General features: G+C 73.5%; 4 protein-coding genes. All 4 read left to right on the top strand.

The genetic code is table 11. The features are described 5' to 3' along the window. Nucleotides 1-89: 89 nt before the first annotated feature. The 4 genes from K0H49_RS07825 (at nt 90) to K0H49_RS07810 (ending at nt 13,764) form a co-directional block, all read left to right on the top strand. Nucleotides 90-761: an STN domain-containing protein gene (locus K0H49_RS07825; RefSeq protein WP_219210908.1), complete on the top strand. Its 672-nt coding sequence runs from the start codon at nt 90-92 to the stop codon at nt 759-761. 9 nt (nt 762-770) lie between these two features. Then, entirely contained in the window at nt 771-1,289 is a 519-nt protein-coding gene (locus tag K0H49_RS07820) for an RNA polymerase sigma factor (protein ID WP_219210906.1), read from the top strand. A gap of 57 nt (nt 1,290-1,346) precedes the next feature. Further along, a complete protein-coding gene (locus K0H49_RS07815) occupies nt 1,347-2,318 on the top strand; it encodes a FecR family protein (RefSeq protein WP_219210904.1) in 972 nt (323 codons plus the stop codon). Nucleotides 2,319-2,457: 139 nt separating this feature from the next. Then, nucleotides 2,458-13,764: a filamentous haemagglutinin family protein gene (locus K0H49_RS07810; protein ID WP_219210902.1), complete on the top strand. Its 11,307-nt coding sequence runs from the start codon at nt 2,458-2,460 to the stop codon at nt 13,762-13,764.

Genomic DNA, 13,764 nt, shown 5'->3' with positions numbered 1-13,764 from the left:
TCCGCGGCGCACGCGTGCCGGGCGATTCTGCGTCGGTGCGATTCATCGATCGGCATGGACGACAGGACGCGCGACTCCCGATGGCAAGCATGGCGCTGTGCGCCCGCAACTGGTTGCTGGCGGGCTGCATGGCGGTCCTGGGCGCGGGCGCGCCGCCAGCCGGCGCGGCCACGGCCGGCGAGCCGGTGGCCGAGGCCGCCTTCGATCTGCCCGCGCTGCCGCTGGCCGAAGCGCTCGCACGCTACGACGCGCTCACCCACCTCTCGGTCTTCTTCGCCTCGGCGCTGGTCGAGGGCCGGCGCAGTACTGCGCTGCGCGGCCGCCTCGCGCCGGCCGAGGCGCTGCACCGGTTGCTCGAAGGCAGCGGCCTGCAGGCGCGCGCGGTGGCGCCCGATGCCTTCGTGCTGATGCCGGCCGCGCAAGCCGCTCCACCCGCGTCCCCGGCGACCAAGGCGAACGCGGGCCGCGCGGCCTCGGACAACGCGCGCGTGCAGGCCGCGCTGCTGCAGGCGCTGTGCGCGCGCGACGACTTGGCGCTGGGCCGCTACCGGCTCGCGCTGCGCGTGCGCATCGACGGCACCGGGCGCGTGGCGCAGGCGCGGCTGCTCGACACCACCGGCGATGCGCGGCGCGATGCGGCCATCGTCGCGGCCGTCGCGCGGGCCGAGCTGGCGCAGGCGCCTGCCGACCCGCGCCAGCCCTTTGTCGTGCTGCTGCGCGCACAGCCCGCGGACGCGCCGCCGGTCTGCGCGCAACCCTGAGCCCGTTCCATGAGCCAAGCGAGCCTGTCCGCCCTGCGCGAGCTGTTGACCCAGCGCTACGACGAGCTCAAGCGCCGCCTGAGCTTCCGCCTGGGCTCGGTCGACCTGGCCAGCGATGCGCTGCACGACACCTGGGTGCGGCTCGACGAGCGCAAGGAGGCGCTGGGCCCGATCGCCAACCCGGCCGCCTACCTGATGCGCATGGCGACCAACGTGGCGCTCGACCGCATGGAGCGCGACAAGCGCTACATGGGCGCCGACGAGATCGATGCGCTGATGGACGAGATCGTCGACCCCGCGCCCGGCCCGGCCGAACTCGCGGCCGCGCGCGACGAGATCGAGGCGCTGTCGCGCGTGATCGACAGCATGCCGCCGCGGCGCCGCGCGATCTTCCTCGCGGTGCGCGTGGACGAGCTCTCGAACCAGGCCGCGGCGGCGCGCTTCGGCGTGTCGGCGCGGCTGATCGGGCTCGAGCTCAAGCGCGCCCACGAGTACTGCATGGCCCGCCGGCCGAACAAGGACGTCTGAGTTGTTGTTTGCCGATCCGGTGCCCGCCAACCGTCTTGTGAGGACGGCCTTCCGACCATGACCCTGTCTCACTCCTTTCCCCCCACGCCACCGCGCGACGCCACCGCGCGCCGGGCCCGCGCGTGGATAGACCGCATCGCGGCCGGCGAGATGACGCCGGCCGATGGCGAGGCGCTGCGCCGTTGGTGCCGCGCCGACCCCGCGCACCAGGCCGCGCTGAGCGAGGCGCGGCGCGGCTGGGCGCTGCTGGGCGCGGCCGGTGCGCTGTCGGCCGCGCGCGCGCCGCAGCGCGCGGCCGTGCGCTCGCCGTCGCGCCGCTGGTTCATCGGCGGCGGCCTGGGCTTCGCCACCGCGGCGGCGGCCGCGGCCATCGTGCACCCGCCGCTGGGGCTCTGGCCGTCGATCGGCGAACTGCAGGCCGACCACCGCACCGGCATCGGCGAGCGCCGCAGCGTGGCGCTGGGCGAGGGCGTGCGCGTGGAGCTCAACACCCGCACCAGCATCGCGCTGCGCCCCGATGGCATCGCGCTGATCGCGGGCGAGGCCGCGGTCGACCTGCAGGGGCCGGGCAGCCGCATCACGGTCGAGGCCGGCCCGGGCCGGGTGAGCGCCGCGGATGCACGCTTCGCGCTGCGCCGCGGGCCCGAGGGCATCTGCGTGAGCTGCCTGGCCGGCCGCGTCGAGGTCGCGCATGCGGCCGGTGTGCGCATGCTCGCGGACGGCCAGCAGCTGGTCTACGACGCGCGCGTGCTGGGCCCCGCACGCGCGGTCGATGCCGGCGCGCTGTCGCGGCTCTCGGCCTGGCGCGAGGGCTACCTGCGCTTCGTCGACACGCCGCTGGGCGAGGTGGTGGCCGAGATCAACCGCTACCGCGCGGGCCAGGTGGTGCTGCTCGACCGGCAGCTGGCCGGCAGGCAGGTGACGGGTCGCTTCCAGATCGCCGCGCTCGACCGCGCCATCGCGCAGATCCAGCATTCGTTGGGTCTGGGCGTGCGCTCGTTGCCGGGCGGGCTGGTGTTGTTGAGTTGACGGCCGGCGCCGCCGCGCTGTCACGAAATCTTCAAAAGAAAAGCTTGCCGATCCGGGCAGGCCCGCCGGTCTAGTCCCTGAGTGCCGCCATTTCGTCGCGGCGCACCGGGTTCACAGAAGAAGGATCGAGGGCATCACCATGGATACGCGCATTCACCACCCGACCGGGGCCGCCACGTCGTCACATTCCCAGGCGCGCAGCGCCTTGCGCCCCACACCGCTGGTGCAGGCCCTGATGCTGGCACTGGCCGCCGGCGGCATGGTGGGCAGCGCGCATGCGCAGCGTGCGCTGGGCGCGGCCTGGATGGCGCAGAAGAACGTGATCCAGGGCACGGCGCAGGCCACCGGCCGGCTGCCCAACGGCCAGCCGGTGTCGAGCCTCACGAACCCCACGCAGCAGCGCGACAACGCGCAGATGCAGCGCTCGCTCGACAACCTCAACCTCGCCGCACGCGGCATCGCGGCCCAGCAGGCGGCCCAGGAAGCGGCGCGGCTGGCGGCGTTGAACGGAACGGGCACGGTGCCCGATGGCCTGGTCGACGGCGGCCTGAAGGTCGACACGAACAGCCTCACGGCCGGCTGGCTCAACGCCAAGGCGCCGGTGCAGAGCGTCGCGGACGGTCGCACGGTGGTGGGCATCGAGCAGACCGACGAGAAGGCGATCCTCAACTGGGAGAGCTTCAACGTGGGCCGGAACACCACGGTGAAGTTCGACCAGTCCAAGGGCCGCAACGCCAAGGACGGCACGAACAGCTGGATCGCGCTCAACCGCATCAACGACCCGGGCGGCAAGCCGAGCCAGATCGCGGGCCAGATCCAGGCCGAGGGTTCGGTCTATCTGGTCAACCGCAACGGCATCGTGTTCCATGGCAGCAGCCAGGTGAACACGCGCTCGCTGGTGGCCTCGAGCCTGTCGCTGTCGGACAAGCAGTTCAAGCTGGGCATCAACAACCAGCAGTCCTTCCCCGATGCCTACGAGGGGCAGGGCGACGCCTTCGGCATTCCGCAGTTCGGCGACTTCACGGCCGTGCGCCCCGACATCAACCTGGGCTTCGAGCCCGGCCGGAACGGCGCGCCCGACAAGCTGGGCGGCGTGGACCGCTTCGTGCCCGGTGCGACGCCGGGCGCGGTGCAGGTGTTGGCCGGCGCGCGGCTGGAGGCGGCCAGCGGCGGCAAGGTGATGCTGTTCGCGCCCAAGGTCAGCAACGCCGGGCGCATCTCGGCACCCGACGGGCAGGTGATCCTGGCGGCGGGCGAGAACGTCTACCTCAACGCGTCGCGCGCCACCGACCGCGACCCGCTGCGCGGGCTCGACGTCGCGGTGTCGGCCTCGCAGGGCTGGGCCTTCGCCTGGACGCACCTCTACAACGCGCTCACCACCGGCACCAGTCCCTACAACCCGGCCTTCACCGAAGCGCTCAAGGCGGTGGTGCTCAAGGAGATGGCGGAGCGCGCCAGCAGCGTCGGCTACGACGTCACCAACAGCGGCATCGTGCAGGCCGAGCGCGGCAACATCACGATGCAGGCCATGGACGTGCACCAGAACGGCGTCGCCCTGGCCACCACCGCGCTCAACAACCGCAACGGCTCGGTGCTGCTGCGCGCCTGGGGCCTGGGCACGCATGCCTGGCAGAACAGCGACACCAACGACGTGCTGCTGAACTGGGCCGCCGGCACGCTCACGCTGGGCGAGGGCAGCGTGACGCGCGTGGGCTTCGACGCCGGCGACACCAGCGAGATCGAGACCACCGCGCTGGCCACGCGCTACCAGCCGGGCTGGATCAGCCTCTACGGCCAGCTGATCGACTTCCGGCCCCAGGCGGGCGTGATCGCGCCCGCGGGAACGGTCAAGGTCGAGTCGGCGGTCAATCCGCTCAACATCCAGCTCGGCTACTTCCGCCCCAGCCACCTGGGCGACGCGAGCCGGATCTACCTGGACCGTGACGCCTACGTCAGCGTGGCGGGCGTGCAGGGCGCGCGGGTCGACATGGCGCGCAACTTCATCGAGGCCGAGCTGCGCATCAACGAGCTGCGCGATTCGCCGCTGCAGCTCGACGCCTGGCTGCGTGGCAAGAAGCTGATCGTCGACCGGCGCGCCAACGGCGTGTTCACCGACGGGCCGATGGCCGGCGTCGAGTGGGTGAAGAACGCCGCCGGCGCCTACATCCCCGGCGCCTGGGTCGGCACGCCGCTGGCCGACGTGGCGGGCTGGGTCGGCGTGGGCAAGACCGACCTGGCCGAGCTGTCGACCGACGCCGGCACCATCACGCTGCGCGCGGGCGGCGCCTTCATCTCGCGCGAGGGCTCGCTGCTCGACGTCTCGGGCGGCTCGGTGCGCTATGCCGACGGGCTCAACACCGCGACCAAGCTGATCGGCGCCGACGGCCGGGTCTACGGCGCGGACAAGGCCATGCCCGACATGGCCTTCACCGGCATCGCGGGCCAGTACGTGGAGAGCCATTCGCGCTGGGGCGTGTCCACCGCCTGGCAGAGCCCGGTCATCGGCCGCCACATGCTCGAGTCGGGCTACACCGAAGGCCGCGCGGCCGGCACGGTGAAGATCTTCGCGGGCTCGGGCATGGTGCTCGAGGGCGGCTACGCGGGCGACGTGGTGGTCGGCGAGCGGCAGCAGAAGCAGGCGGCGAAGAAGGCCGGTGGCACGCTGGCCTTCGGCAATGGCAGCGTCGAGGAGCGGCCCTGGTCGCTGGGCGAGCTGGTGATCGGCCACGACCCGCACCGGCTGGCCGCGGACTTCGGCGCCAGGTCGTCGCTGGGCGAGGACTTCGTGGCCGCGCCGCTGCCGGGACGCGTGGACAAGCTCAGCTACATCCGCGACGACGAGCTCAGCGCCTCGGGCATGGGCACCATCGAGTTCCACCTGCGGCGCGACTTCACGCTGCAGGCCGGCGCGGTGCTGGACCTGGCGCCGGGCGCCTCGCTGCTGGTCAACGAGTTCGAGAACTCGACCAACACGGTCACGATCGACGGCACCGTCCGCGCGGCCGGTGGCGACATCCGCATCACGGCGGCCAAAGGCACGCTCCGGCTCGGCGAGCAGGGCCGGCTCGACACCGGCGGCCAGTGGATCAACAGCTGGCTCGACGGCGTGCAGCCGCGGCAATGGGCGATCCATGGCGGCACGGTCATGCTCGATGGCGAGAAGCTCGACATCGCCACCCAGGCCGTGATCGACGTCTCGGGCGGTGGTCGCGTCGACGCCGGCAAGAAGGGCCTGCCGGCACTGCGCGTGGGCAACGCGGGGACGGTCGGCCTGACCGGCCTGGCCGCGGGCGCCGACCTCGGCGCGCTCGACCTGCGCGCGCTGGCCGCGGGCTCGGCCGGCACGCTGGCGCTGACCACGGCTGCGTCGGTGCAGCTCGGCGGCAGCGCGGCCGCGCCCGATGTGCTGTGGCTGCCGGGCGACCTGTACGGCGCGCGCGGCTTCGGCGTGGTGTCGGTGAACAGCCTGGGCGACATCCGCGTGCCCGACGGTGCGCAGGTCACGCAGCTGCCGCACAGCCTGGCGCTGGACGGCTTCGACTACCGCCACCTGGCCAGCGGCACGCGCCTGGCCGAGGCGACACCCATCGCGGTGCTGGCGCCCGAGCAGCGCTTCGCGCGGCGTCCGGTGCAGCTGGCGCTGGGTGGGACGGGTGACATCACGGTCGGCAGCGGTGCGGTCGTGCGTTCCGATGCGGGCGGCACGCTCCGCCTCAAGACCGAAGCCGGCGCGACCACGGTGCACGGCACGCTGGAGGCGCCGGCCGGTCGCATCGAGCTCGAAGGACGGCAGGTCGCACTGAGCACCGGTGCGCAGCTGCTGGCGCGCGGCGTGCCGCTGCTGCATGCCGACACCACGGGCGCGCGGGTTGGCCAGGTGCTGGACGGCGGCACGGTGTCCCTCGGCAAGGGCCCTTCTCTGCTGACGCTGGAAGAGGGTGCGCTGGTCGACGTGTCGGGCGCCACCGGGCGCATCGACGGTGTGCGCAGCGGCAACCGTTTCGGCGGCAGCGCGGCGCCGATGCAGACGCTCGACAGCCACGGCGGCAGCATCCTGATCTCTGGCACCGGCCTGATCGCGAGCACGCTCAAGGCCGAGGCCGGCGGCCCCGGTGCGCGCGGCGGCCGGCTGCAGCTCACGCTGGCGGCGCCCACGTCGGCGCGCGGATCGCCGCTCGAACAGCTCGCGCAGAACCTGGTCGACCCCGACTGCTTCGGCCTGCCGGGCGACGGCGTCTGCGGCAACTGGACCGGCGGCCTCGACTACGACTGGGCACCCGGCCTGCGCAGCTGGGGCTACGACATCGACCGGCCGATGGTCATCCCGACCGCGCTGCTCGCGCACCTCCAGGACACGCAGGAGATCGTGCTGTCCGACCGGCTCGCGCAGCCGGGCCGGACGCCGGCGCTCGACGGCACCGCCTTCGGCCTCACGCCCGAAGTGCTGGACCTGTTCCGCGACAACCTGTTCTATTCCGACCTGCTGCGCGAGGCGCTGGCCACGCCGGGCCAGCGCTACGCCCTGACGGTGCGGCCCGGCAGCATCGCGCGCGGCGGCTTCGCCGACCTCGCGATGACCGGCAACGTGCGGCTGGACCAGGTCGATCTTTCGCTGGGCCGCTCGATCGCCATCACCGGACCGATCGTCGGCCACGAAGGCACGAGCTCGCGGCTGCGCGCGCCGCACCTGGTGTTCGGCGCGCTGAGCGAGGGCGTGGCCGCGGCCGCGGCGGCCGGTGCCGAGGCCGCCGGCCAGCTCACGCTCGCGGGCCAGCTGGTCGATATCCGCCGCGACACGCAGGGGGGCGACGCGGGCATGCACATCGGCGGCTTCGCGCGCACCGTGATCGAAGGCGACGAGATCCGCTTCGCGGGCGAGCTGCCCACGCAGGTCCAGGACGGCAGCCGCTTCGACATCCGCCTGGCCGTCGACGGCGCGCTGGTGCTGCGCGCGGGCCAGGTCTATCCCTCGACCGGCATGACCGGCGTGGTGCAGGCCGGCGATGCGATCACGGTCGAGCGCCTGGGCGACGCCGGCTCGGCGCCGCTGTCGGCCGGCGGCACGCTGCGCCTGGAGGCGCCGGTGATCACGCAGAACGGCGTGCTGCGCGCGCCCTTCGGCCAGATCGAACTGGTCGCGGGCCGCCAGCTCACGCTGGGCGAGGGCAGCCTGAGCTCGGTGTCGGGCGCGGGCCTGGACGTGCCCTACGGCTACCTGGTCAACAACGAGCACTGGCACGACCCGCGCAAGGCCTCCGACGGCACCACCGCGGGCGGCTCGATGACCGCGCCGCCCGAGAAGCGCATCACGCTCAAGGCGCCCGAGGTGAACCTCGCCAAGGGCGCGGTGCTGGACATCACGGGTGGCGGCGACCTGCATGCGGCCGAGTTCGTGCCCGGCCCCGGCGGCTCGCACGACGTGCTCAACGTGCCCGGCATGTACGCCATCGTTCCCGGCTACGACAGCGCCGCACCGGTCAGCGGCGTGCCTGCGGGTGCGCGCGTCTGGCTCGCGGGCGGCCCGGGGCTGGCGGCCGGCTGGTACACGCTGCTGCCGGCACGCTATGCGCTGCTGCCCGGCGCCTTCGCGGTGCAGGGCAACGGCCGCGACTGGCGCGGCGTGGCCACCGGCGCGGCCCGCCTGCCCGACGGCAGCTTCGTGGTCCAGGGCCGCCGCGGCGACAGCCTGGGCGGCACGCAGGACGAGCAGGCCTCGGGCTGGCGCGTGCTGCCCGGTGCCACGGTGCGCAAGTACACCGAATACAACGAAGCCTTCGCCAACGACTTCTTCTCGTCCGAGGCCTTCAAGCTCACGCAGTACCGGCTGACCGGCCAGAACGTGGTCACGCCGCGGCTGGCGCGCGACGGCGGCGCGGTGCTGTTCGAGGCCACGCAGGCGCTGCTGCTCGACGGCACGCTGCGCTCGCAGCCCGATGCGGGCGGACGCGGCGGCCTGGTCGACATCGCGGGCCAGAAGATCGCCATCGTCGGCGCCGGCCAGGACGCGGGCGACCTGCGGCGCGACGGCTACCTGGTGATCGACGCGACCAGCCTCTCGGGCTTCGGCGCGGGCAGCCTGCTGGTGGGCGGCAAGCGCAGCGGCGATGCGCTGGGCCTGCGGCTGGACGTGACGGCCAGCGACATCGTGGTGCGCAACGACGCGGGCTCGGCGCTCTACGGGCCCGAGATCATCCTGGCCGCGAGCGAGCAGGTGCGCGTCGACGCGGGCAGCCGGCTGGCGGTCAAGGGCCGGGCCACGTCCGGCGGCGGCGACCTGATCGTCACGCCGCACACGCGGGCGGTCTACACCGACCCCGACGGTCAGCTCGACGACAACGGCGACGGCGTGATCGACGCCAGGGATGCCAAGGACGACGTGCTCACCACGCCGGCGCGCGACCACGGTGCGCTGCTGCGCCTGTCGAGCGGCGAAGCGGCGCGCGTGGTGCGGCAGAACGTCGACATCGGCGAGGGCGGCCTGGTGCGCATCGGCGCGGGCGCGGTCATCGACGGCGGCGCGGCGCTGCTGATCGATGCCACGCGCAGCACCGAGCTGGCGGGCTCGGCGCAGATCCGCGCGACCGACCTGTCGGTGGCGGCCGGGCGCATCGGCTTCGGCGGCGGCAGCGGCGGCATGGTGCTGGACGCGGGCTCGCTGGCGCAGCTGTCGGATTCGACGCGGCTCACGCTGCGCAGCTATTCGAGCTTCGACTTCTACCGCTCGCTGGACCTGGGCGCCGCGGGCCTGGCCTCGCTGACCTTCGACGGCGCGGCCTTCGTGGCGGCGGGCGCGGGCGACATCACGGTCCAGGGCGACCGCGTGACGCTGGCCAACAGCGGCGGCACGGCGGCACCGATGCCCGCCGGCGGCAGCGGCAGCCTGCGCATCGATGCGCGCGAGCTGGTGCTGGGCCAGGGCCAGAAGACCTTCGCGGGCTTCGCCGCGGTGTCGCTGGGCGGCAGCGAGCGCATCGTGGGCGAGGGCCGGGGCGGCATCGACAGCGGCGCGAACGCGCTCACGCTGCGCACGCCGCTGTTGACCGGCCGCGGCGGCGCGGTGCAGACGGTGAGCACGCAGGGCGACCTTGAGGTGCTGGCGCCTGCGCAACCGGGCACGGCCCCGGCCGATGCCCAGGCCAGCCTGGGCGCGAGCCTCTCGCTGGCCGGGCGCAACGTGCGGGTCGCGAGCCGCGCGCAGGCGCTGGGCGGCAGTATCGACATCACGGCCAACGGCGGCAGCGTGGTGGTGGCCGAGGGCGCGGTGCTCGACGTCGGCGGCTTCGCCAAGCAGTTCTTCGACGTGGCCGAATACGCGGACGCGGGCAGCATCCGGATCGGCGCCATCGGCGGCGACATCCGGCTGCAAGGCGGCAGCCGCCTGAACCTGGCCGCGCACCCGGACGGCGGCAACGCGGGCCGGCTGAGCCTGGCAGCGTCGGGCGGCGGCACCGTGCGGCTGGACGGCGAGATCGCGGCGCAGGCCGGCGCCGACGGCGGCAAGGCCGGCGCCTTCTCGCTCGACATCGCGGCACTGCCCGACTTCGCGGCCTTCAGCCAGCGCCTCAACGATTCGGGCTTCAACCGTTCGCGGCAGTTCCGCGTGCGCGAGGGCGACGTGCTGCTCGACGGCAGCACCACGGTGGAAGACTTCGCGCTGGTGGCCGACCAGGGCCGGGTCGACATCACCGGCCGCATCGACGCGCGCAGCGCCTACGGCGGCGCGATCCGCATCGTCGGCGGCGACGGCCTGACGATGCAGTCCGGCGCGCAGCTGCTGGCCGGCGCGACCGGCGAACTCGGCAGCGGCCGGGTCACGCTCGAGGCCACGGGCGGCGTGCTCGCGCTGCGCGGCGGGCGCATCGACGTGGCGGGCGCCGATGGCGGCGTGCTGCGCCTGCGGGCGCTGCGCAATGCCGGCAACGACGACATCGCGGTGACGCAGCTCGCGGTCGAGGTGGTCGGCGCGCGCTCGGCCGTGCTCGAGGGCACGGCCAGCTACACGGCCGACACGGTCGAGGCGGTCAAGGCCGTGGCGGTCGCCGAGGCCAACGCCTTCGCGGCCCGCGCCGCGGCGATCCAGGCGCGGCTGGGCAGCGGCATGCAGGTGATGGCCGGCATCGAGATCCAGAGCCAGGGCGACCTCACGCTGGGCAGCGACTGGAACCTGCACCAGGACTTCGCCGGCGCGCACGAGGGCACGCTGAGCCTGCGCGCCGCGGGCAACCTGATCCTCCATGGCCACCTGAGCGACGGCTTCGACGCGGCCGACCGCACGGGCGTGCTGCAGGATGCCGCGTCGTGGAACCTGCGGCTGGTGGCCGGCGCCGACCTGGCATCGGCCGACCGGCTAGCGCTGCGGCCGCTGGCCGGCCTGGCGGCGGGCCAGGGCTCGATCACGATCGGCACCGCCAACAGCGCCGCGGCCGGCGAACCGGACAACGGCGCCGGCAAGCTGATCCGCACCGGCACCGGCGACATCGAAGTGCGCGCCGGCCGCGACCTGACACTGGCGCACCGCGACTCGGTGATCTACACCGCGGGCCGCAAGGACCTGAGCCGCTGGGCCGACTTCACGACCGCGCGCGCCGATGCGCGCTACGGCACCGCGGGCGGCAACCTGGACCTGGGCGCACAGGGCAACATCACGGCCGCGCCCTCCGACCAGCGCTACACGCAATGGCTCAACCGCCAGGGCAACCTCAGCCCCGGCTTCTTCTTCGGCGAGTACAACGACGGCACCTTCGGCGAGATCGACGGCGTCTACGGGCCGATCCCGCACGCACCCGAGCAATCGAGCTGGTGGGTCGACCACGGCGCGTTCCGCCAGGGCGTGGGCGTGTTCGGCGGTGGCAACGTCCGGGTCCGCGCGGGCGGCGACGTGGTGGACCTGGGCGTCTCGCTCACCACCACCGCGCGCGTGCGCGGCGGCCTGTCGGTGGGCGCGCCGATGACGATGGAGATGCGAAACGGCGGCGCCATGACGGTGGATGCCGCCGGCGCGCTGCGCGGCGGCCAGTACTACGTGGCGCGCGGCGCGGCCGAGATCAGCGCGGGCGAAACCGCCACCGGGCGCAGCGTGGACGTGCGCCGCCACGACAGCGGCGCCCCGACCGTCACCACCACCTACGCGCTGGCACCGGTGCTGGCGCTCGGCGATGCGACGCTCACGCTGCGCACCGCCGGCGACCTGAAGGTGCAGACCGTGCTCGACCCGCTGCTGGTGCGCTACGGCGAGGGTTACCGACCCACGGGCCTGGTGCTCGACTACGGCGCCTACATGAGCGGCTACACCGCGCGCACCGCACTGCGCCTGCTGTCCACGGGCGGCGACGTGACGCTGGTGAACCAGGGCGAGTACATCTTCCGAGACGTCGACCTCTACAGCAACACCACGCCCGACAACAACCTGGCCGGCAAGGGCGCCAACCGCTACCCGGCCATGGTGCAGGCGACCGCGATGAACGGCTCGCTGGCCCTCGAGGGTGCGATGTACCTGATGCCCGCGGCCCGCAGCGACCTGCGCCTGCTGGCCCAGCAGGACGTGGTGCTGCGTAACGGACCCAACGCCGGCACGCCCGAGCAGCCGTTCACCGAGATCGTGATGGCACGCGCCACGCCGGCCATGATGCCCTCGGCCTTCGTGCCGCTGGGTGGCAACGGCGCGCTGCACCAGGTCAACCTGGATGCGCTGCTGCGCAACGACATGGGGCTGAGCTACACCGGCGCGACCCAGGAGCTCTACTACCAGGGCCTGCGCAACCCCGATCTGCTGCCGCTGGCCGACGACCGGGAGCCCAGCCGCGTCTATGCGGCGAAGGGCTCGATCCTGGGCCTGGACATGACGGCCAGCGAGCAGACCTGGGCCCGGGCCGGCACCGACATCCGCGGCATCCGGCTGATCGCGCGCAACGTCCATGCGCAGGACAGCACGCTGCTCGAGGCCGGCAACGACATCCTCTCGATGCGCTCGGTGCGCAACGCCAGCGCAGGCGCGGGCCTGATCACGGTCGAAGGCGCGGGCGCCCTCGTGCTGTCGGCCGGCCGCGACGTGTATGCCGACGACCTGCAGATCCAGACGCTGGGCAACCGGCGCTACGACAGCAACAACCGGCCGGTGCCGCTGACGCAGGTCAACGGCCTGCCCGACAACGGCGCGTCGATCACGGTGATGGCCGGCATGAACGCCGCGGCCGGCTACGGCGCCTTCGCCTCGGCCTATCTCGACCCCGCGAAGGTCGCGGCCATGCCGGCCTACCTCACGACCCGCGGTGCCGACGGCACGCTGCTGCCCAGCTACCTGACCGACCGCATCGAGACCCGTCCCGGCGGCCTGCAGAAGACGGTGCGGCGCGGCCTGGTCTCGTACATGCACGACATGACCGGCGAGACGCTGGCGCCGCTCGAGGCCTGGGCACGCTTCAACACGCTGCCCGCGTCGGCGCAGCAGCAGTTCATCCGCCAGGTCTACCTGCTCGAGCTGCGCGAGGCCGGGCGCGACCAGAACGAGCCGGGCACCGGCGGCCTGCCGCGCAACGGCGGCTACAACCGCGGCTACGAGGCCATCAAGACCCTGTTCCCCGGCACCGGCTGGAAGGGCGATGTGGCGGCCAACCAGCTGATGCTGCGCACCATGGCCGGCGGCGACATCAATGTGTTGACGCCGGGCGGCGGGCTGCAGGTGGCGGCGCTGGGCGCGACCGTGCCCGAGGGCTACGGCCTGGTCACGCTGGCCTCGGGCCACATCGACATCTTCGCCCACGACGACGTGACGGTGAACCGCTCGCGCATCCTGTCCTTCGTGCCCGAGGCCACGCAGCAGGGCAGCGACCAGATCATCTGGTCCACCGTAGGCGACATCGACGCGGGCCGCGGCTCGAAGACCGTGCGCGTGCCCTCGGCGCCCGAGGTGCTGACCGACCTGGACGGCAACACCACGGTGCGCGAGAAGTCGGACATGAGCGGCAGCGGCATCGGCACCGTGGGCGACGGCGACGTCGACCTGGTGGCGCCGCTGGGCACGGTGAACGCGGGCGATGCCGGCCTGCGGGTGGCGGGCAACCTCAACATCGCGGCGTTGCAGGTGCTCAACGCCGACAACATCCAGGTCAAGGGTGAGAGCAAGGGCATCCCGGTGGTCGCCGCGGTGAACATCGGCGCGCTGACCAACGCCAGCGCCGCGACCGCGCAGGCCACGGCCGCGGCGCAGGAGGTGCTGCAGCGCGAACGCGCGGCGGCGCGCCAGGCGCTGCCCTCGGTGTTCACGGTGCGGGTGCTGGGCTTCGGCAGCGAGGCGCCCGAGGGCGCACCCCGTTCGCCGGCACCGGCCGCGCGCGGCGGCAACGCAGGCGCCCCTGGCCAGGCGCTCGAGGTGCTGGGCCAGATGGACCTGCCGGCGGCGCAACTGGGCCAGCTGACCGCGACGGAGCAGCGCAACCTGCGGCGCTGA

Source organism: Variovorax boronicumulans, from assembly GCF_019352895.1.
Taxonomy (GTDB): domain Bacteria; phylum Pseudomonadota; class Gammaproteobacteria; order Burkholderiales; family Burkholderiaceae_C; genus Variovorax; species Variovorax boronicumulans_A.
The sequence above is the reverse complement of the archived record's forward strand: the minus strand, read 5'-3'. Positions and strand labels throughout refer to the sequence as shown.